The organism is Mesorhizobium silamurunense, assembly GCF_014843905.1.
In the GTDB taxonomy this organism is placed as follows: Bacteria; Pseudomonadota; Alphaproteobacteria; order Rhizobiales; family Rhizobiaceae; genus Mesorhizobium; species Mesorhizobium silamurunense.
The window spans coordinates 109424-129871 of sequence record NZ_LPVS01000011.1; the positions used below are offsets into that span (position 1 = coordinate 109424).

Below are 20448 nucleotides of genomic sequence, written 5' to 3' on the forward strand. Positions count from 1 at the left end.
TGCCGCTGGCCTTGGCTCTCAAACGAGTATAATTTCCGCGTCGGATAACTTTAGGTTATGCGATATGAAACGTAGTCGGCTGCCGCTGACGGCGCTCAGAAGTTTCGAAACGGCCGGTCGGCACTTGAGCTTCAGCCGCGCGGCGGAGGAGCTCTACGTTTCGCAGGCCGCGATCAGCCGGCAGATCCGCGAGCTCGAGACCTTCCTGCGCCAGCCGCTGTTTCTCCGCCTCCATCGCCGTGTCGAACTGACGGATGCCGGCCGCCGGCTGCTCGACCAGCTGGTGAGAAGCTTCGACGACATCGACCGGCTGCTGTCGGAACTGTCGACCTCGCCAGTGCAGTCCGTGGTGCGCGTCAGCGTCGAGCCCTCGCTTGCCGCCGTATGGTTGGTGCCGCGGCTCAACCGCTTTCGCCAGTTGCGACCCGATATCGACGTTTCCCTGGACGTCGATCCGAGATTGATCGAATTCCGCAGCGATCAGCCCGAGCTTGCCTTGCGCTTCAGCGCGCACGCGACCGCGTGGCCGCGCAGCGATGCCGAGCGCCTGGCCTCGACAGTCGATTCACCCGTACTGTCGCCGGCGCTGCTGGCCTCCGGCCCTCCCCTGGAGAGGCCGATCGACCTTCGCCACTACACGCTGCTGCATGAGGAAAACCGCCAGGGCTGGGCGCGCTGGTTCGAAGCGGCCCGCGTGCCAGCCGACGCCGTGCCGGCGCGCGGCCCGATGCTAGCCGACGCATCGCTTTCGAAGCAGGCGGCACTGCTCGGCCATGGCGTGGCGCTCGGCGATCTCTTGCAGATCGGCGACGAGCTCGCATCTGGCGCACTGGTCAAGCCTTTCGACATCGACGTCGCATCCGGCGCCTACTGGCTGGTGGCGAGAAATTTGCGGGATCTTTCCGAGCCGGCCAGGGCTTTCGCCGACTGGATACGAAGCGAATTCGCCGTGACCAAGCGAGCGGCCTAAAGCATGTCTCCCGAAAGTGGGAACCGGTTTCGGGACAAAGACATGCGATGCGCTTTAGGGGCTTGCGATCAAGCCGCCTGTCCGGCGCGCTTCTTCTCGATCTGGCCGATCGCGTCGACCACCGCGTCGAAGGTCAGCATGGTCGAGGCGTGGCGCGCCTTGTAGTCGCGCACCGGCTCCAGATATTTCAAATCGGCGAAGCGTCCTTCGGGCGGCGCGCCGTTTTCCTTCAGCATCTTCAGCATGGTCTCGCGTACCGCGCGCAGCTCGTTGGCGTTCGCGCCGATCACATGATTCGCCATGATCGAGGAGGAAGCCTGGCCGAGCGCGCAGGCTTTCACGTCATGGGCGAAATCGGTCACCACATCGCCGTCCATTTTGAGGTCGACGGTGACCGTCGAGCCACACAATTTGGAGTGCGCTCTGGCGGTGGCATCGGGATGGTCGAGCCGGCCGATCCGCGCGATGTTTCCGGCGAAGCCGAGAATTTTCGCATTGTAGACATCGTCGATCATATTTTTCCAATCCGTCGCCGCCAAGCGAACAGGGTTTGCCGCTGTTGCGTCTTCCTTTCGCTCTGCACGACCATATATAATGCTGGCAGCCGGGCATCGACAAGGCAACCTCAAGCCATTGTCATTGCTCATCTGTTCACGCCGCTTTACGGGCTGGAAACCGGGCGAGTTTCACCCGAAAGGTCGTGGTCCGTTCAACTCGTCCCACCTTTGAGTGGGACTACGGGAGACGCCTTTTATGGATGCCGTCATCAAGAAACTCATGCCCCCCTCCTCCTATATGGAGAAGCCTGTCACCGACCGCCCAAGCGAGGCCGAGGTCGAAGCAGCCGTGCGCACGCTTTTGCGCTGGACGGGCGACAATCCGGATCGCGAGGGCCTTGTCGATACGCCGAAGCGCGTCACCAAGGCCTTCCGCGAGATGTTCAACGGCTACGACATGTGCCCAGCCGAGGAGCTTGGCCGTACTTTCGAGGAAGTGGCCGGCTATGACGATCTCGTCATCGTCAGGGACATAAAATTCCACTCCCATTGCGAGCACCACATGGTGCCGATCATCGGCAAGGCGCATGTCGGCTACCTGCCGGACGGCAAGGTCGTCGGCCTGTCCAAGATCGCGCGCGTTGTCGACATCTTCGCCCATCGCCTGCAGACGCAGGAAGCAATGACCGCGCAGATCGCCGGCGTCATCCAGGACGTGCTCAACCCGCGCGGCGTCGCAGTGATGATCGAGGCCGAGCATATGTGCATGGCCATGCGCGGCATCCGCAAGCAGGACTCGACAACGCTCACCTCGACCTTCACCGGCGTCTTCAAGGACACGCCCGAGGAGCAGGTGCGCTTCGTCACCATGGTGCGCAGCTGATCGTCTGCCGTCACCTGCTAAAGGCGTAGGCTCAGTCGAAAATGGTGGTTTCCGAGATCCGGAGCGGAGCGTATTGAAGTACGTGAGCGCCGGAAGCGGAAGTCGCCATTTTGCAGACTGGCCTCCCCAAACATCAGCACGTCTTTAAGTCGAACAAGGACCGGCAATGTCGGCACTGCAATTTCCCGAAGCTCCAGCAGACAAGAAGGCGCTGGAGGAAGGCACTGTCTTTTCTCCGCGCTTCGATGCCGCCGGCCTCGTGACCGTTGTCGTCACCGACGCCGGCGACGGCATGCTTTTGATGGTCGCGCATATGAATGCGGAGGCGCTGGCGCTGACGCTGGAAACCGGCATCGCGCACTATTGGTCGCGTTCGCGCAATGCGCTGTGGAAGAAGGGCGAGACCTCGGGCAACTTCCAGCGCGTCGTCGAGATGCGCACGGATTGTGACCAGGACGCGATATGGTTGAGCGTCAAAGTATTGGGCCACGACGCAACTTGTCACACAGGTAGACGTTCCTGCTTTTATCGGACGGTGGGGCTCAGCGACGGCAAGGTGGTGGTTGCCGACGATGGCAGCAAGCCGCTGTTCGATGCGGAACAGACGTATCGGAAGCCGGTGTGAACCATTCAATATTCACAAACCACTCATATTCACTATTCTCAAACATACTTGCGTTAGAAGGGATATAGGACAAGGGAGATCATGATGCTCGAATGGGCGTCATTGCGCAGCAGACCTGACGCTCAGGAGGCCAACGGCCCCGCATCGTCCGGTGGCGTGCCCGAACCGAAGTCGGCGAAGAAGACAGCCATCTCGCTGGCGCTCGGCGGCGGCTGCGCTCGCGGCTGGGCCCATATCGGTGTTTTGCGCGCGCTGGACGAAGCCGGCATCGAGGTGTCGATGATCGCCGGCACCTCGATCGGCGCGCTGGTCGGCGGCTGCTATCTCGCCGGCAAATTGGACGAGCTGGAGGAATTCGCCAGGAGCCTGACCAAGCGGCGCATCTTCGGGCTTCTCGATCTCAATCTGCGCGGCAGCGGCCTGTTCGGCGGCATGAAGCTCGACGCGCGGCTGCGCGAGCACATGGTCGGCATCCGTTTCGAGGACCTCTCGAAGCCATTCGTCGCCGTCGCTTCGGAAATCCGCACCGGCCATGAAATCTGGCTGTCGAACGGGTCTATGATCACCGCCATGCGCGCGTCCTACGCGCTGCCCGGCGTCTTCGAGCCCGTGAACTGCAACGGCCGCGTGCTGGTCGACGGCGCCCTGGTCAATCCGGTGCCGGTCTCGGTCTGCCGCGCCTATGAGCAGCCGCTCGTCGTGGCCGTCAACCTCCACTACGACCTGTTCGGACGCGCCGCGGTCATCAAGCACAGCGCGGGCGAGCTCGTCATCGAGAACGACGCGCCGCGCCCCGGCCAGGCCAATCCTCAGTACCATCCGCACCAAACACGTCTCGGCATCACCGGCGTGATGGTGGAGGCCTTCAACATCATCCAGGATCGGATTTCGCGCGCCAGGCTCGCCGGCGATCCGCCCGATATGTCGCTGCAGCCGAAGCTCAGCCATATCGGCTTGACCGAGTTCCACCGCGCCGACGAGGCGATCCGGCTCGGCTATCAGGCGACGATGGCTCAGATCAGCGAATTGACGCGGCTGCAGACGGTGCTCGCCTGATCTGCCGTAATTCAAGCAATCGCGGCATCCGTGATGCGGAATTGCACCGTCCGGTTGCCGTTCCAGTAATTGCCTGACAGAGAACCGGCGACATGCACGGTCTTGCCTCTGTTCTTGAACAGGAATTCGCCGAGCGCGGTGTCGACGGCGCGGAACGCGATCGCCTGGAGGTTGCCGCCGCTTTGCGACTGCAGGTCGGCGCGGATGTGGTTGGTGCCGATGGCCCGAGCATCGGTGAGCCTGTGGCGCGGCAGCACGAACACCGGCGCGATGTGTCCGGCGCCAAACGGGCCGGCTTTCTCCAGCGCATCGAGGAGTGCGAGCGTCGCGCCCTCGGCGGCTAAAGCGCCGTCGATCGCTAGGCTTTCCTCGCTCTGCAGCCGGAAAACGTCCGCCGCCGCGCGCTCCTCGAAGAAGGCTCGCAGCGCGCCGAGCTTGGCGCGCTCGACGGTAATGCCTGCCGCCATGCCGTGGCCGCCGCCCTTGACGATCAGTCCGGCCTCGGCCGCCTCGCGCACCAGCCGGCCGAGATCGAAACCGGAGACCGAACGCCCCGAGCCGGTGCCGATGCCATTGGCGTTGAAGGCAATGGCGAAAGCGGGACGGCGCGCATGCTCCTTGAGCCGCGAGGCCAGCAGCCCGACAATGCCGGGATGCCAGCTGTTGCTGGCGGTGACGACGATTGCCGGGCCGTTGCCGCCGGCAAGCTCCGCGTCGGCCTCGGCGCGCGCCTGCGCCAGCATCTCCATCTCCATCTGCTGCCGTTCCTGATTCAGCCGGTCGAGCGTCTCGGCAATGCTTGCGGCCTCGACGGGATCGTCGGTGGCAAGCAGCCGGCTGCCGAGCGCGGCATCGCCGATGCGCCCGCCGGCATTGATGCGCGGACCGATCAGATAGGCGAGATGGAAGGTGTTGATCGGCTCGCCGATACGCGAAACCCGCGCAAGCGCCGCCAGCCCCTCATTCTTCTGCTGGCGCGCCACCTGCAGCCCCTTGACCACGAAAGCGCGGTTGACGCCGGTGAGCGGCACCACGTCGCAAACCGTCGCCAGCGCGACGAGATCGAGCAGCGACAGAAGATCGACCGGCGCTGCGTTCGGCAGCCGCTCGCGCAGCACCTTCGCCGTCTGCACCAGGCATAGGAAGACCACACCGGCGGCGCAAAGATGTCCCTGCCCGGAAAGATCATCCTCCCGGTTCGGGTTGACCACCGCGTCCGCCGCCGGCAGCGGCCCGCCGACCTGGTGATGGTCGAGCACCACGACATCGGCGCCGGCTTGCTTGGCCGCCTCGATCGATGCGGCGCTGTTGGTGCCGCAGTCGACCGTGACGATCAGCTTCGCGCCGCGCGAGATCAACTCGCGCATGGCCTCCGGATTGGGGCCGTAGCCTTCGAAGATGCGGTCGGGGATATAGATCTCGGACGGTATCGAGAAATGCGTGAGGAAGCGCTTCAGCAGCGCTGACGAGGCCGCGCCGTCGACGTCGTAGTCGCCGAAGATCGCCACCTTCTCGCCGGCCACGATCGCGTTCGCCAGCCGTGCCGCCGCCTTCTCCATGTCGGTCAGCGAGGCCGGGTTCGGCAAAAGCTCGCGAATGGTTGGATCGAGGAAGCGCTCGGTCTGCTCGACGCTCACGCCGCGCCCCGCGAGCACGCGCGCCACGATGTCCGGCACCCCATGGCCTTGCGCGATGGCCAAAGCGGCCATGTCCTGCCGCTCGGTCAGCCGGTGTTCCCAGGAAACACCGGTCGCCGACTGCCTGACATCGAGGAAGAACCGTTTCTCGCCCGTCATGCGACGCGCCGTCTGCACATCATCGTTGCGCAGATATCAATAGGCGACGGCCAAGGCAATTCCGGGAGCGTGGGCAATTCGAGGAAAAGTGTGGAGTAGTTTTCCTCGAATTGCTGCAAAAGCGTCCAAACGGACGAAATCAAAACTTATCCAGATCCTGGTGACGCGCCTTGATCTCGCGCACCGTCCGCGAGGACGAGCGCAGCACGATGGTGTGTGTGGTGATGAAGGTGCGGCCGAACTTCACGCCGTCGAGCAGATTGCCGTCGGTGACGCCCGTCGCGGCAAACAGTACGTCGCCGCGCGCCATGTCCTGCGCCCGATAGACCCGCTTCGGATCGGAAATGCCCATCTTTTCGGCACGCGCCACCTTCTCCGGCGTGTCGAGGATCAGCCGGCCCTGCATCTGGCCGCCGGTGCAGCGCAGTGCCGCCGCGGCCAGCACCCCTTCCGGCGCGCCGCCGGTACCGAGATAGATGTCGATGCCGGTCTCTTCCGGGTCGGTGGTGTGGATGACGCCGGCGACGTCGCCGTCGCCGATCAGCCGGATCGCGGCACCCGTGGCGCGCACGGCGTCGATCAGCTTGGCGTGGCGCGGCCGGTCGAGGATGCAGGCGGTGATGTCGGACACAGCGACGCCCTTGGCGTTGGCGAGATTGGCGATGTTCTCGGCCGGCGAGGCATCGATGTCGATGATGCCTTCGGCATAGCCCGGACCGATCGCGATCTTGTCCATGTAGACGTCGGGCGCGAACAGCAGGCTGCCCTTTTCCGCAATGGCGATGACGGCGAGCGCATTGGGCAGGTTCTTGGCGCAGATCGTCGTGCCCTCGAGCGGATCGAGCGCGATGTCGACCGCCGGACCTTTGCCGGTGCCGACCTCCTCGCCGATATAGAGCATCGGCGCCTCGTCGCGCTCGCCCTCGCCGATCACCACAGTGCCCTTGATGGCGAGCCGGTTGAGCTCCTGGCGCATGGCGTCGACGGCGACCTGATCGGCGGCTTTCTCATCGCCACGACCGCGCAGCCTGGCAGCAGCGACGGCTGCCCTTTCAGTGACACGCACCACTTCCATCGTGAGGATACGGTCGAGGCCGGCTGCGATGTTCTGGGCCATGTTCATGAATAGGCATTCCTCGTTGGTACTGCACTTCGCCTCCCGCCAGAGGCGCGCTTCTTCTGGCAAAGCTCCATGACAACGGCAAGACTTGCCACGGCAATTTTTGAAATTGCAGCAATATCAATCGATTGAAGGCGGATTATGACCCGAACTATTCCGCCCGCTCGATGCGGATCACCTGCGGCTTGTCGGTCAGATGGCCGTCCCTGGTGATGCCTTCGACCGCCTTGCGCACCGCTGCCTCGGTCGTCTCATGGGTGACGAGGATCACCGTCTTTTGGGCCTCGGTTTCCGGCCCGGCCGCCTGCTGCACGATCGATTCCAGCGAAATGTCGTTGTCGGCCATCCGCTTGGCGATCGCGGCGAAGACGCCGATGCGGTCATGAACCGTCAGCCGGATGAAATAGCCGCCGGCATGGCTGCGCATCTGCGCCTTCCTGTAGGGCTTCAATTCCTTCGCCGGCCAGCCGAAGACAGGCCCGTGCTGGAAGCCTGGTCGGCTCTTGGCGATGTCGGCGATGTCGCCGACCACCGCCGAGGCCGTGGCGTTGCCGCCGGCGCCGGGGCCGGAGAGCAGCAATTCTCCCAGGATGTCGGTCTCGATCGCCACCGCATTGGTGACGCCGTGCACCTGCGCGATGACCGATGCGGTCGGCACCATGGTCGGGTGTACGCGCTGCTCGATGCCGCTGTCGGTGCGCTGGGCGACGCCGAGCAGCTTGATGCGATAGCCGAGATCGGCCGCCGCGCGGATGTCGGCCTGCGTGATATTGGAAATGCCTTCCATATAAATATCGCTGGCGGCGATCCTGGTGCCGAAGGCAAGGCTGGTCAGGATCGACAGCTTGTGCGCCGTGTCGTGGCCTTCGATGTCGAAGGTCGGGTCGGCCTCTGCATAGCCCAGCCGCTGCGCATCCTTCAGGCAGGCATCGAAGGATATACCTTCGGCCTCCATGCGGGTCAGGATGTAGTTGCAGGTGCCGTTGAGGATGCCGAAGACGCGGGTGACCTGGTTGCCGGCCATCGCCTCGCGCATCGTCTTGATGACCGGAATGCCGCCGGCCACCGCCGCCTCGTAGTTGAGCAGCACGCCCTTCTTCTCGGCGGTCTCGGCGAGCTGCACGCCATGCTTGGCCAAGAGCGCCTTGTTGGCGGTCACGACATGGCGGCCGGCCTCGAGCGCCGCCTTCACAGAAGCCCGCGCTGGCCCTTCGTCGCCGCCGATCAGCTCGACGAAGACATCGATATCGGCCTTTTCGGCCAGCTTCACCGCATCGTCGAACCACTTGGCGCCACTCAGATCGACACCGCGGTCGCGCTTCGGGTCGCGCGCCGAAACGGCTGTGACGACGATGTCGCGGCCGCACTGGCGGGTGAGCTCCGCCGCCTTTTCGTTGAGCACGCGCGCCACCGAGGCGCCCACCGTGCCGAGGCCGGCAATTCCAACACGCAACGCTTCAGCCATGTTCGGCGACGCCCCTCAAAGATTGTTCGGTGTGATGTGCGGTGAACTCAGCGGCGCGCGGTGAGCGGCACAACGTTGTTGGGCTGCTTGGCGGTCGAGGCCAGGAAACGCTTGATGTTGCGCGCCGCCTGCCGGATCCGGTGCTCGTTCTCGACCAGCGCTACGCGGACGAAATCGTCGCCGTGCTCGCCGAAGCCGATGCCCGGCGCCACCGCCACGTCGGCATGCTCGATGAGCAGCTTGGAGAATTCGAGCGAGCCGAGCTGACGGAACTGCTCCGGAATCGGCGCCCAGGCGAACATCGAGGCCGCTGGCGCTGGAATCGTCCATCCGGCGCGGCCGAAGGAATCGACCATCACGTCGCGCCGCTTGTGGTAGACCTCGCGCACCTCGGCAATGTCGGCGCCATCGCCGTTCAGCGCATGCGCCGCCGCCACCTGGATCGGCGTGAAGGCGCCGTAGTCGAGATAGGATTTGACCCGGGTCAGCGCCGCGATCAGCCGTTCGTTGCCGACCGCGAAGCCCATGCGCCAGCCGGGCATGGAGAAGGTCTTCGACATCGAGGTGAACTCGACGCAGACGTCGATCGCGCCCGGAACCTGCAACACCGAGGGCGGCGGATTGCCGTCGAAATAGATCTCGGAATAGGCAAGGTCCGACAGGATGATGATGTCGTTCTTCTTGGCGAAGGCGACCACGTCCTTGTAGAAATCGAGCGAGGCGACCAGCGCCGTCGGGTTGGACGGATAGTTGAGGATCAGCGCCAGCGGCTTCGGGATCGAGTGACGGATGCCGCGCTCGACCGCCGGGATGAAGCCGTCATCGGGCTCGACCTGCAGCGAGCGGATGACGCCGCCCGACATGATGAAGCCGAAGGCATGGATCGGATAGGTCGGATTGGGGCACAAGATGACGTCGCCCGGCGCGGTGATCGCCTGCGCCATGTTGGCGAACCCTTCCTTCGAGCCAAGCGTCGCCACCACTTGCGTGTCGGGGTTGAGCTTCACCCCGAAGCGGCGCTGATAGTAGGCGGCCTGGGCGCGGCGCAGGCCCGGAATGCCGCGTGAGGAGGAATAGCGATGCGTGCGCGGATCGCGCACCACTTCGCACAGTTTGTCGACGATGGCCTTCGGCGTCGGCAGGTCCGGATTGCCCATGCCAAGGTCGATGATGTCGGCGCCGCGCGAGCGGGCGCTGGCCTTCAGCCGGTTGACCTGCTCGAACACGTAAGGCGGAAGCCGGCGGACCTTGTGAAATTCTTCCATTTCAGTTCCAGACGATCAAAGGGGGCGCTTTCGGCGCGCGATATAGACCTAATTGCAGTTAGGGTCGAGGGCGGGATCGCATTTGCCTTCGATCTGCTTCAGCGCCTCGTCGCCATGCGTCCTGGCGAGCGTGTTGAGCGCGGCCGTATTGGGAGCCGGCTTCGCGCCGCCGCCCTTGGCAACCTGCGCCTGCTGCTTGGCCTTGAGCTCGCCGAGCTTGGCGGCGGTCTCTTCCTTGGACAGCTGCTTGGCGGCAACCTGCGGCGGAATGTTGAGGTTCGGATAGGACCCGGTGTCCTTCGGGCCCTCGGTCAATGCCATCGGCGCCGAGCTGTTCGCGCTGGTACTGGTGCAGCCGCCGGCCAGCAGCGGCGCGCACAGCATCGCGGCCGCAATGGCGATGCGGCAAATCGAACCGGCGCCGAGAAAATAAGTCCCGCCAACATTAATCGTCATATTGTTTTCCTGGCAGCCGGGTTAGAGCGTGTTGGACCCGGTCAGATATCCCATGGTAATATGTCAAGAAAACGCTCCGGGAGGAACCCCGCGAACCATGTCCAAAGCGCCCGATTCGGACAAAGCGGAAAATGGCGGACCTTCGACCGTCGAACAATATCTGGTGAAAGATCCCGAGCGTTTCGCGTTGAACATGGCGCGCATGATCGAGCAGGCCGGCAAAGCAGCTTCCGCTTGGGCCGAGCCGCGCGAAAAGGGTGAGGTGCGCGACCATGTCGCCGAGCCCGTGGTCGACATGGTCAAGACCTTCTCCAAGCTCTCGGAATACTGGCTGGCCGACCCGCAGCGGGCGCTGGAAGCGCAGACGCGGCTCTTCGCCGGCTACATGACGGTCTGGGCGAACGCCATCCAGAAGGTCAACCCGAATGCCGAAACGCCTGAGGACGCCGTCAAGCCCGAGCGCGGCGATAAGCGTTTCCAGGACCCGGAATGGGGCCGCAACGCGTTCTTCGATTTCCTGAAACAAGCCTATCTCGTCACCTCGCGCTGGGCCTCTGATCTCGTCGAGCATGCCGAGGGGCTGGACGAGCACACCCGCCACAAGGCGAGCTTCTACGTCAAGCAGGTCTCCAACGCCATCGCGCCCTCGAACTTCATCCTGACCAATCCGGAACTGTTCCGCGAGACCGTCGCCTCCAACGGCGAGAATCTGGTGCGCGGCATGAAGATGCTGGCCGAGGACATCGCCGCCGGCAGGGGCGACCTGAAGCTGCGCCAGGCCGACTACGCGCCGTTCGAGATCGGCAAGAACATCGCCACGACGCCCGGCAAGGTGATCGGCCGCAGCGACGTCGCCGAGATCATCCAATACGATCCGGCGACGGAGACGGTGCTGAGGCGCCCGCTGCTCGTCTGCCCGCCATGGATCAACAAATACTACATCCTCGACCTCAACCCGCAGAAATCCTTTATCCGCTGGGCGATCGAGCAGGGCCACACCGTCTTCGTCATCTCCTGGATCAACCCGGACGAGCGCCACGGCGCCAAGGGCTGGGAAGCCTATATCCGCGAGGGCCTGCAATATGGCCTCGACATGGTCGAGAAGGCGACCGGCGAGAAGGAAGTCAACGCCATCGGCTATTGCGTCGGCGGCACGCTGCTGGCCGCGGCGCTTGCGCTCCTGGCGCAGGAAGGCGACCACCGCATCAAGTCCGCGACCTTCTTCACCACCCAGGTCGATTTCACCTATGCCGGCGACCTGAAGGTCTTCGTCGACGAGGACCAGGTTGCCGCGGTCGAGCGCTCGATGAACGAGAAGGGCTATCTCGACGGCACCAAGATGGCGACCGCCTTCAACATGCTGCGCTCCGGCGACCTGATCTGGCCTTATGTCATCAACAACTACATGCGCGGCAAGGATCCCCTGCCCTTCGACCTTCTCTACTGGAATGCCGATTCGACGCGCATGGCGGCGGCCAACCATTCCTTCTACCTGCGCAACTGCTATCTCGAGAACAATCTCTCGCGCGGCACGATGGAGCTTGCCGGCCGCACCGTCTCGCTGGCCGACATCACGATCCCCGTCTACAACCTGGCGACGAAAGAGGACCACATCGCGCCGGCGCTCTCGGTGTTCCTCGGCTCGCAGTTTTTCGGCGGCGACGTCGAGTATGTGATGGCCGGCTCCGGCCATATCGCCGGCGTCGTCAATCCGCCGGCGGCGCATAAATATCAGTACTGGACTGGCGCCAAGCCGGTTGGAGATTTCAACACCTGGTTCGCCACCGCGCACGAGCATCCGGGCTCGTGGTGGACGCACTGGCAGCACTGGATCGAAAGCCAGGACAATATGCATGTCCCCGCCCGCAAACCCGGCAAGCGTATGAAAACCTTGGGGGATGCGCCGGGCACCTATGTCAAGGTGCGTGTGTAACGGACTGTAATGTCTGGTGAGTTGACGGGCCGCCAAAACAGGGCGAAATGGTTGCGTTAATCGTTTTCGCAGCCTCAATTCGCCTTCAGACGCAGAATAAATCCGAGGCTTGCAGATTGACGCATGTCCCGTTTCCGGTTCGGGAACAGGAGGTCGTCGCCAAAGGCACTGGAGCGCCGCGGCGATGATGAACGGACCGGATGCCGAGGGGGAATTTTATTTTGAAACCAGCAGGTTGGCGTCTCGCACGAGGGCAAAGCCGCAGCATTGCGGCAGCGCTTTTCTCCGTGCTTCTGGCCTCCTGCACCTCGACCGGCGACCCGACGATGTCGATCGTCACGCCCGCCTACAATTCAACCGCCACCGAGATGAGCGCGGCTTCCAGCGCCAAGCCCGTGGCTTCGACCGATTCGTCGCTGCAGGCAGCGTCTGCCTCCCCCGAGGCGGCATCGACCGTGATGAGCGAAGGCGACATGCCTTTGCCCGAAAAGGTCGCCTACGTGCCGGAAACACGGCCCGGGGCCGCCTTCCCCGCTGTCGCCGTGCCTGCTGATGCCGCCTCGATCGCCGGCAACACGCCGCAACCGTTGGTGCAGCCTGCGCAGACGGCCGACGAGACGAAAGCCGTCACCGAAAAGGTTGCTGCCGGCGACGCCGCCGCGGTTGCATCCAAGGCGCAGGCGACGACGCAAGCCATGAGCAATGACGTCTATGTGACGGCCGGCGAGCCGCAGCAGCAGCCTGTCGCCGCGCCGAAGAAGGGCCTGTTTGCCTCGCTGTTCAGCACAACGCCGGCTTCCGCCGCGCCGGCGCCCTTGATCAACACGCGTTCGAGCGAGCAGCCCGCCGCTCAGGCCAAGACCACGCCGCCGCCGGCAAAGCCGATCGTGACGCTCGCCTCCGCGACGCCGGGCGACAAGCCGGTGCAGCTCGCTTCCCTGGGCGACGACAGCAGCAGCCACATCACCGGCGCCGATGCCTTGCCGGGCGTGCGCCAGACGGCGCTGTTCGAGATCAAGCGCAAGTCCGGCATCGACGACGAGAGCGACGTCGACCTCAACGAGGATGAGGGCGGCGGCTCCTACCAGGTGGCGTCCGCCGCCGGCATGGCGAGGCTCGCGCCCAACGGCCTCTTGAAGCAGAACGAAAGCGTCGACGTCGCCTGCCTGAAGCCGTCGCTGGTGCGCGTGCTGAAGACGATCGAGGGCCATTTCGGCCGCAAGATGATCGTCACCTCCGGCTATCGCGACCCATCTCGCAACCGCCGCGCCAACGGCGCCAAGAACTCGCTGCACATGTATTGCGCCGCTGCCGACATCCAATTGCCGGGCGTCTCCAAATGGGAGCTGGCGAGCTATGTGCGCTCTATGCCCGGCCGCGGCGGCGTCGGCACCTACTGCCACACCGAATCGATCCACGTCGACGTCGGCCCCGAGCGCGACTGGAACTGGCGCTGCCGCCGACGCGGCGGCGGTGGCGACGACGGCTGAGTAAAGAGCAGTCGGCTGCCAACTGCCCTCATTTCGACGAACCTCGTCGCACAAACGTTCGCGATTGGGCGAAGCCTTTCGAACTTCGTCATTCTTGGGCGACGCGAAGCGGAGCGAAGGCCTAAGGATCCATCCATGACCTTGGCCGACAGATGCAGCGGAGCAGAATTCTGAGCTGGTGCAACGCCTTGACGTTACGGCATGGATTCTATGGTCTGCGTCGCTTCGGTCCTTGCTCCGCCATAGAATGACGACCGCGCGAGGCGTTCCGGCCAATCTCTAAGGATGCACGACCAGTGAGGCCGCGAACCGTGTCCTGGCTCGCCGAAAGAGCGGTTTTGCCACGCTCGAAAAAAGTTGTCGCATGTGGCTGCGGATGGGTTGCCGGTTTCGAACAACGCAATTATAAGCCGCTTCGTCTGAGCGCGCCCATCGTCTAGCGGTTAGGACACCGCCCTTTCACGGCGGTAACAGGGGTTCGATTCCCCTTGGGCGTACCAGATCCCCGTCTCCTTCAGTGCCACGGACCGGTTACCGGCGCCTATTGCGTTCCGGCCCCGACCCAGCGGTTGTTTTCCATAACGATCCCGCAGTCCGTGATATCAGCCTTCGCGCAACCTGCCATCGCCGCATCGCGGTTAGCAGCGAGGCCGTACTTGCCATCATATTGGTAGTAGAACTGTTTGGTGCTTGGAGAAAAGGCGAATGCCTTGGGTGTGGGGGCGGTGAAATAATCGGCCACAAGTGCCTCGTCCTGTTGCAAACCGAGCCGTTTCATCACCTCTGAAACGTTGGAGTAGCTCCAGGTCGGCAGACCACGTTTGCGGAGAAAATCATCCAACTTTCCAAGCCACTGCATTCCTCCTTCAATGAGAAGCGTATGTCCTTTGCTATTAAACGGCTCGATCTCAGAAAAATCTACGATCGAACTACCGTCTGTGAACGCAGCACGCAAACGTTCCGCCGATTCCGGTCCAAAATAGCTATCGTTCTTGGCGTATAGCCAGAGATTGGGAATGCGACTGGTGACGCCATATTGTTTGTATGCCTTGACCAGTTCGTCTTCCCAATCCGCGCAATAAAGACGCAAGCCTCCGGAGACGCTCACAACACCGACGAGGCCGGACGGATTGCGCGCTCCAAGCGCCACGGCGGTCGCGCCCCCCGTGGAACCACCGATAACAATAATCCGCGATGGATCTACATCCGGTCGTTTCTTCAAGACATCGATGGCCGCCAGCAAATCGTCCGCCGCGAGATCAAGATCCTGTTTTACATGGGGCTTCTTGCAACCGTCCTCAGGCAGAGAGCCATCCGATCGACCATAGCCCCTCCGGATTACCACAACGGCCAGCCAACCTCTCAGAGCTAAATCGCGTGCGCGGGGTTCAAATTTAGCGGGGCTCTCGCTTCTGATCGCCTCCAAGGTGCCAGTACCATTTGTGATCAGAGCAATAGGGAGTGATCCTTTCGCTCCCGCTGACTTCACGACATAGCTGTCGAGACGATAGTGTTTTCCATTAATTACAACACGAAGAAACCCGTGGCTCTCATCGAAATCAGGGTCTTTGGCACAGGCCGCTTGAGAAACTAGTGCTAGGCCAACGATTACCAAGGGCAAAACAAGTTTTCTCGAAACACGCGAAGCAACACTCAATTTACCCCCCTCGCCAAATAGCAAGTCGACTTGTACGCAATCAGTATGTTTTCGATTGCCACCTCACACAGTGTATGGCACGCCAAACTTAGTCAATATCCGGCATATACAAGTAACCGGACCGGGTCGCTCCGACCGAAGGCAGCTTGCTTCACAGACAACGCTGTCCGTTCAAGCGACCGCCCCAAACACCACCGTCTGCACCAACCCTCCCCCCGGCCGGTTCTCCAGCCTGATCGTCCCGCCGCACCGCTCGATGATCTCCTTGGCGATCGCCAAGCCCAACCCGGCGCCCGGAATGAATTGCGTGCGCGCCGGATCGACCCGGAAGAACGGTTCGAACGCCTTGTTCAACAGGTCCGGCGGGATGCCGGGGCCGCGATCGGCGATGGTGAGCACGGCCTGGCCGCCCTGCCCGGACAACGACACTATGCAACCCTTGCCATGCGTGGCGGCGTTGACGATCAGGTTGCGCAGCGCGCGGCGCAGGCCGAGCGCGCCGGCTTTGGCGGCGCTGGAAGACGTGGAAAACGCCACCGTCTCGCTGTCGCAGGAGCGCATTAGAAACGGCAAGCTCGCCTCTTCCGCGAAATCCTACGGCGATGCCGCCCGGCTCGAACGAACGCTCTACAAGGCGGGCGAGACAAGTCTTCTCGACGTGCTGGATGCGGAGCGGTCGCTCTACTCGGCCGAAGACACGCTGCTGCAGAGCCGGGTGTCGATCGCCACCGATTACATTGCCCTCAACAAGGCGCTCGGCGCGGCTGGGATGGTACGATCGACAGCGCCAAGCCTGAAGTCGTCGATGTCGGCGCTGGTCCGCGGCTGGCATCGGGCGCGCAGTGATCGGAGGCCGAACATCTATCGGATAGCTCTCGGAACAAATCTCCGTGAGCAATAGCTGAAAGCAATCATCCACTATACTATAACATGGTCGAGGCAATGCGATGTCGAACGTCTACGATCTTGGAACCGATCTGATACGTCGTATCTATGAAAAGCGCATAGATGCACCGGCGATTCTTGACACCGGCACCCATTTTCCCAATGCGACGAAGTTCGCGGCCGCCTGGCAGAGTATTCGCGACGAAGCGCTGTCGGTGCAGTTGAACCGGGTGCCGCGTTTCCACGACATCATGCCTGAGCAGGCTGAAATCTCGGCCAATGACGGCCTCGATTGGCGCATGTTCGTGCTCAAGGCCTACGATATGACGATCCCGGAAAATCTTGCGCGGATGCCCACCCTCAGCCGGCTGCTGTCCGAATGCCCCGAGGTCAAATCGGCGGCGGTCTCATTCCTGGCGCCGCGCAAGCACATCCCGGCCCATCGCGGTCCCTTTCGCGGCATCATGAGATTTCATCTCGGCCTGGTCATCCCGAAACAGGCGGATGGCCGGCCGGCGACGATCATGATGATCAACCACGAGGAAAGGCGGATCTCCGACGGCGAGTGCATGCTGTGGGACGACACTTTCGAGCACGAGGTCATGAACAACGCCGATCAGGGGCGCATTGCCTTGCTGCTTGATGTGTGGCGCCCGGAAATGCCGCTGGACATGGAGATCCTGTCCAGACTGATCGTTCGCGGCGTGCAGATGGGAATGCACTACAGAGGGGTATCTTTCGCCGCTTGACGCTTTACGCCCTCGCCTCCCGAAACCCTCTTGCGCTGCCGCCACGCTTGACCGGCAACATCATGTCCCTGGCGAGCAACCCGCTGACGCGGCAGAAGGCCATGAAGGCCCGGCAGGCTTCCTCCGAGCTTGCCACATCGACCGTCGCGCCGAAGCAGGCGTTGAAGGCGGCGTCATAGACCTTGCCCTGCCGGCGCTTCGGCCAGCTCTGCAGGAAGTCGAGCGCCTGCTCGACACTGTAGATTTCCTCGACCGGCAGGCCAGGCACGGGCGTGATGCGCACCGGCACCTCGAATTGCAGTCTGTCCATTCCCTGTCTCCCGAACCGGCGCGGTTGGAGCAACGCCGTTCGTTCCGAAAAGTTGCTTTTGCCGCCTTCTGGCCCACGAATGTGACCTCAGTGCGGTGAGCGGTCTGGCCCTCGGTGCGGCAGATCGGCGCCTGGCCACATCGTTTGACAGGGCGATGCAACCGGCATCGCCCGTCGGGGGTTCCCTATCTACTGGTTCGCCGGATCCGTCTCCGCTTCGTAGGCCATGCGGGTGACCACCATCAGCAGATAGGCGGACGGTATGGCGAAGATGGCGGCGAGCGCGAGCGCGGCCGTCCCTTCCGTGCGAAGCGTTGCGGCAACGGCCCAATAAACGGTGCCGATGCATATGATTGCCTGGACGGCGAGAAACGAGGCGGCCGCGACAGCGCGCGTGAGTGTTTTGAACGTCTTGATACGTTGCATCGAGAAATGTCCAATGGACGCGCCACGCGACCTGCGAACGGCCGATAGCCGTCGCCCAGGTCGCGGCGCGAAGGAATGTCTGGGGTGTGAAGGCTGCGGTCGGCGACCGCCGGACTCAGGCGGTTGGTGGCGCCCGAGGCTGGTTGGCATGCGAGAACGGCGCAGCCACAAAGACAGGCGCGATGCTCGCCTGCGCCGGCAAAGCCTGGCCAGCAACAAGAAAGTCGGTAACTGGGGCGAGCGTGCCGGGATCGCCGCTGACGAGCTTTATGGGCAGCGGCCGGCCGGCGCGGGCTTCGACGGCCTGCGCCTTGCCGGTGACCCTCAGCAGCGCGAGCGTTTCGCCCTGCCGCGTTGCGCTGATGCCGGCGCCGCCCGAGGCCGCCGCTGTGGAAGCGGAGACTTCAGCCTGGGCGAAGCCCACCAGCGCAAGCACGAGCAGCGCCATCAGGAACGAGCATGCGGTCCTGATGGCCAGCAGCGTCGATCTTGCGCGTTCCGATGCCGTCAACGGCACAAATCTCCTGTATTCAGTCCCGCCCTACCCCATGGGGCGGCGAAAGGAAAGCTTGCGACGACCCGGACGCGCCGACCCTGCGCCAGCGAATATTCCGCGCAGCAAACCGGTTGAAGGCACTTCGTCCTTGAACCTTGCGGCTTCCGGTGCCAAATCTGGAGAAAATATTCCGCATCGGCTCGCGTCAGGAGCCAATCCGCGAACGGACACGAATGGTTACCTATCTAGACGCCGCGACGGCTCCCTTGAGAAACACCGGGCAGATCCGCCTTTACGGCGAGGATGGCTTTGCCGGCATGCGCAAGGCCTGCGGCCTCACCGCGCGCTGCCTCGACGAGCTTGTGCCGATGGTCAAGCCCGGCGTCACCACCGAGGCAATCGACCGCTTCGTCTTCGAGTTCGGCATGGACCATAGCGCCCTGCCGGCGACGCTCAACTATCGCGGCTACACCAAGTCGTCCTGCACCTCGATCAACCATGTCGTCTGCCACGGCATCCCCGACAACAAGCCGCTGAAGGACGGCGACATCGTCAACATCGACGTCACCTATATCCTCGACGGCTGGCATGGCGATTCCTCGCGCATGTATCCGGTGGGCACGATCAAGCGCGCCGCCGAGCGTCTGCTCGAGGTGACTTACGAATGCCTAATGCGCGGCATTGCGGCCATCAAGCCCGGCGCCCGCACCGGCGCCATCGGCGCCGCGATCCAGACCTACGCCGAGGCCGAGCGCTGCTCTGTGGTGCGCGACTTCTGCGGCCACGGCGTCGGCCAGCTCTTCCATGACGCGCCGAACATCCTGCATTACGGCACGGCCAATGAAGGCGTCGAGATGCGGCCCGGCATGATCTTTACCGTCGAGCCGATGATCAATCTCGGCCGCCCACATGTGAAGGTGCTGTCGGACGGCTGGACCGCCGTGACGCGCGACCGTTCGCTCTCGGCGCAGTACGAGCACACGATCGGCGTCACCGATGCCGGCTGTGAGATCTTCACGCTGTCGCCGAAAAAGCTCGACCGGCCCGGCCTGCCAGCCTAGTTTCCTGGCCAAAGCCTGAAGGGGGAGAGGCCAGGCTATGGGAAAAATCGACGACGAGCGGGCGTTCTTTTCCGAAGCCTGGATCGAACCGCCACAGAGGTCTCAGAAAAAAGCCGTGGCGCAGAGAAGCCGCATTATCACGGCCATCGCGACCGCCTGCGCGAGCGCTTCGTCGCGGGCGGCGCGGACGCCCTGCCCGACTATGAGCTCCTCGAACTGCTGCTTTTCCGGCTGATCCCGCGCGTCGACACCAAGCCGATCGCCAAGGCGCTGATCGCCCGTTTCGGTTCTCTGGCGGAGGTGCTCGGCGCGCCGGCGTCCCTGCTGGAGGAAGTGAAAGGCATCGGCCCGGCGGTCGCGACCGATCTCAAGGTTATCGCCGCGACCGCCCAGCGCATGGCGCGCGGCGAAGTGCGCGGCCGCGAGGTACTGTCGAACTGGACGCAGCTTCTCGACTATTGCCGCTCGGCCATGGCCTTCGAGACCCGCGAGCAGTTCCGCGGCCTTATGTAGCAAAAGCACCAAAGCCTATTCGGCTGGATCGCCGGGAATAGCGTCGTGAACCGCAATGACGATGTAGCCTTTGGGCTCGCCGGCTACGGATTGCACCTGAACGTCGACAACAAAGGTGCTTGTCATCGGGTTGGCGTCTTTGGTGATCTGTCCCTTGAGGTCCGTTACAGACGACCTGCGGAACCAGACCGGCAACGGCTTGTCCGAAATTGAAGGGATAACCCCTTTGTCTCCGGTGCGGCCCTTCTCTTTGCCGGGGCTGCGGTTGGTTTGGTCCATGAATAGCATCACCTCCCGCATGATCTGATTATCCGGGAGCGCGTCTGCCACTTCCAAAAGCGGCGGCTCTGCGTTTAGTGCGGCATCGATGTTGATGGCGGCGCGGTTCAGTTCGTTTTCGTCAAAGTCATATTCGACCACAGTTTCTTTCTCGCCGTCCGTCTTACGGTAGCGAGCATGTTTGATGCAGGCACCGAACAGGTTGCCGCTTCGAAAAGGAGGGCTGCCTAATGGCTGGTAATACGGTGAAAGTTCTTTGCGGTTCTTGCAAGGTCGGCCTTGAAGGACCCGCGAATGCGAAGGACCACGATGTGGTTGCATGTCCCCGGTGCGGGCGCAGTGACACACTCAAAAACGTCATGCGGGAAGTCACGAAGCATGCCGAGGAAGTGACTGCGCGCAGCATCCAGAAAAGCCTGAGCAGCGCGTTCAGTGGGAGCAAAAACACCAAGGTCACTCACAACCCCATCCCACATCGAAGCTATCGCTTCATCAGCGACTTGAAACTTTGACATA

At 63.1% G+C, this 20448-nt stretch carries 20 protein-coding genes, 1 tRNA gene and 3 pseudogenes; 12 read left to right on the top strand and 12 right to left on the bottom strand.

Going from position 1 to position 20448, the window contains the following annotated elements; genetic code table 11:
* The first annotated feature begins 64 nt into the window (after positions 1-64).
* The gene (locus AU465_RS02660) at positions 65-970 is read left to right on the top strand and encodes a LysR substrate-binding domain-containing protein (protein WP_192243786.1); all 906 of its coding nucleotides are present in this window, start codon (positions 65-67) and stop codon (positions 968-970) included.
* Between the two features lie 68 nt (positions 971-1038).
* Here the strand turns inward: AU465_RS02660 and AU465_RS02665 are convergent, their stop codons facing one another.
* Positions 1039-1485, bottom strand: coding sequence for an iron-sulfur cluster assembly scaffold protein (locus AU465_RS02665; protein WP_192243788.1), 447 nt, complete (start codon positions 1483-1485; stop codon positions 1039-1041).
* A 238-nt stretch (positions 1486-1723) separates the two neighbouring features.
* On the opposite strand from AU465_RS02665, the gene folE reads away from it, so the two are divergent.
* From folE to AU465_RS02680, 3 genes are all read left to right on the top strand, one after another.
* Positions 1724-2350: a GTP cyclohydrolase I FolE gene (folE, locus tag AU465_RS02670; RefSeq protein ID WP_192243790.1), complete on the top strand. Its 627-nt coding sequence runs from the start codon at positions 1724-1726 to the stop codon at positions 2348-2350.
* Between the two features lie 166 nt (positions 2351-2516).
* Positions 2517-2975 carry a phosphoribosyl-AMP cyclohydrolase gene (gene hisI / locus AU465_RS02675; RefSeq protein WP_192243792.1) on the top strand — a complete coding sequence of 153 codons (459 nt, stop codon included), beginning with the start codon at positions 2517-2519 and terminating at the stop codon, positions 2973-2975.
* Positions 2976-3059: 84 nt separating this feature from the next.
* Positions 3060-4031 carry a patatin family protein gene (locus AU465_RS02680; protein WP_192243795.1) on the top strand — a complete coding sequence of 324 codons (972 nt, stop codon included), beginning with the start codon at positions 3060-3062 and terminating at the stop codon, positions 4029-4031.
* Between the two features lie 11 nt (positions 4032-4042).
* On the opposite strand, the gene recJ is transcribed toward AU465_RS02680, so the two are convergent.
* From recJ to AU465_RS02705, 5 genes are all read right to left on the bottom strand, one after another.
* Positions 4043-5827: a single-stranded-DNA-specific exonuclease RecJ gene (recJ, locus tag AU465_RS02685; protein ID WP_192243797.1), complete on the bottom strand. Its 1785-nt coding sequence runs from the start codon at positions 5825-5827 to the stop codon at positions 4043-4045.
* Positions 5828-5966: 139 nt separating this feature from the next.
* Positions 5967-6950, bottom strand: coding sequence for a class II fructose-bisphosphatase (gene glpX, locus AU465_RS02690; RefSeq protein ID WP_192243799.1), 984 nt, complete (start codon positions 6948-6950; stop codon positions 5967-5969).
* 148 nt (positions 6951-7098) lie between these two features.
* Entirely contained in the window at positions 7099-8412 is a 1314-nt protein-coding gene (locus tag AU465_RS02695) for a homoserine dehydrogenase (RefSeq protein ID WP_192243801.1), read from the bottom strand.
* A gap of 47 nt (positions 8413-8459) precedes the next feature.
* Positions 8460-9677, bottom strand: a complete 1218-nt coding sequence (locus AU465_RS02700) for an LL-diaminopimelate aminotransferase (protein WP_192243803.1) — start codon at positions 9675-9677, stop codon at positions 8460-8462.
* A 48-nt stretch (positions 9678-9725) separates the two neighbouring features.
* A complete protein-coding gene (locus AU465_RS02705) occupies positions 9726-10133 on the bottom strand; it encodes a hypothetical protein (RefSeq protein ID WP_192243805.1) in 408 nt (135 codons plus the stop codon).
* Between the two features lie 97 nt (positions 10134-10230).
* On the opposite strand from AU465_RS02705, the gene phaC reads away from it, so the two are divergent.
* From phaC to AU465_RS02720, 3 genes are all read left to right on the top strand, one after another.
* On the top strand, positions 10231-12066 hold the full coding sequence (gene phaC, locus AU465_RS02710; RefSeq protein WP_192243807.1) for a class I poly(R)-hydroxyalkanoic acid synthase: 1836 nt from the start codon (positions 10231-10233) through the stop codon (positions 12064-12066).
* A 200-nt stretch (positions 12067-12266) separates the two neighbouring features.
* The gene (locus AU465_RS02715; protein ID WP_192243809.1) at positions 12267-13556 is read left to right on the top strand and encodes a YcbK family protein; all 1290 of its coding nucleotides are present in this window, start codon (positions 12267-12269) and stop codon (positions 13554-13556) included.
* 425 nt (positions 13557-13981) lie between these two features.
* A tRNA-Glu gene (locus AU465_RS02720) sits at positions 13982-14056 on the top strand.
* Positions 14057-14097: 41 nt separating this feature from the next.
* Here the strand turns inward: AU465_RS02720 and AU465_RS02725 are convergent.
* Together AU465_RS02725 and AU465_RS02730 are read right to left on the bottom strand one after the other, a co-directional pair.
* Positions 14098-15213, bottom strand: a complete 1116-nt coding sequence (locus AU465_RS02725) for a dienelactone hydrolase family protein (RefSeq protein WP_192243811.1) — start codon at positions 15211-15213, stop codon at positions 14098-14100.
* 171 nt (positions 15214-15384) lie between these two features.
* Positions 15385-15726: pseudogene (locus AU465_RS02730) on the bottom strand (sensor histidine kinase); the annotation flags it as partial.
* Here AU465_RS02730 and AU465_RS02735 point away from each other — a divergent pair.
* Positions 15710-16059: pseudogene (locus tag AU465_RS02735) on the top strand (TolC family protein); the annotation flags it as partial. The pseudogenes AU465_RS02730 and AU465_RS02735 sit on opposite strands and share 17 nt — an antisense overlap.
* A gap of 101 nt (positions 16060-16160) precedes the next feature.
* Positions 16161-16847, top strand: a complete 687-nt coding sequence (locus tag AU465_RS02740; protein ID WP_192243813.1) for an aspartyl/asparaginyl beta-hydroxylase domain-containing protein — start codon at positions 16161-16163, stop codon at positions 16845-16847.
* Positions 16848-16851: 4 nt separating this feature from the next.
* Here AU465_RS02740 and AU465_RS02745 read toward each other — a convergent pair whose 3' ends face one another.
* The 3 genes from AU465_RS02745 to AU465_RS02755 all read right to left on the bottom strand — a co-directional run bounded on the left by AU465_RS02745 (position 16852) and on the right by AU465_RS02755 (position 18094).
* Positions 16852-17157: a DUF982 domain-containing protein gene (locus AU465_RS02745; protein ID WP_192243815.1), complete on the bottom strand. Its 306-nt coding sequence runs from the start codon at positions 17155-17157 to the stop codon at positions 16852-16854.
* Positions 17158-17346: 189 nt separating this feature from the next.
* Positions 17347-17583, bottom strand: a complete 237-nt coding sequence (locus tag AU465_RS02750) for a hypothetical protein (protein WP_192243817.1) — start codon at positions 17581-17583, stop codon at positions 17347-17349.
* A gap of 115 nt (positions 17584-17698) precedes the next feature.
* Positions 17699-18094 (bottom strand): hypothetical protein, encoded by a 396-nt coding sequence (locus tag AU465_RS02755; protein WP_246505817.1) that lies wholly within the window; start codon positions 18092-18094, stop codon positions 17699-17701.
* A gap of 218 nt (positions 18095-18312) precedes the next feature.
* Between AU465_RS02755 and map the strand changes: the two genes are divergently transcribed.
* Positions 18313-19140, top strand: coding sequence for a type I methionyl aminopeptidase (map, locus tag AU465_RS02760; protein WP_192243819.1), 828 nt, complete (start codon positions 18313-18315; stop codon positions 19138-19140).
* A 37-nt stretch (positions 19141-19177) separates the two neighbouring features.
* Positions 19178-19641: pseudogene (locus tag AU465_RS36105) on the top strand (UPF0758 domain-containing protein); the annotation flags it as partial.
* A gap of 27 nt (positions 19642-19668) precedes the next feature.
* On the opposite strand, the gene AU465_RS02770 reads toward AU465_RS36105, so the two are convergent.
* Positions 19669-20073 carry a hypothetical protein gene (locus tag AU465_RS02770; protein ID WP_192243823.1) on the bottom strand — a complete coding sequence of 135 codons (405 nt, stop codon included), beginning with the start codon at positions 20071-20073 and terminating at the stop codon, positions 19669-19671.
* 89 nt (positions 20074-20162) lie between these two features.
* Between AU465_RS02770 and AU465_RS02775 the strand changes: the two genes are divergently transcribed.
* Entirely contained in the window at positions 20163-20444 is a 282-nt protein-coding gene (locus AU465_RS02775) for a hypothetical protein (protein ID WP_192243825.1), read from the top strand.
* Positions 20445-20448: the final 4 nt, after the last annotated feature.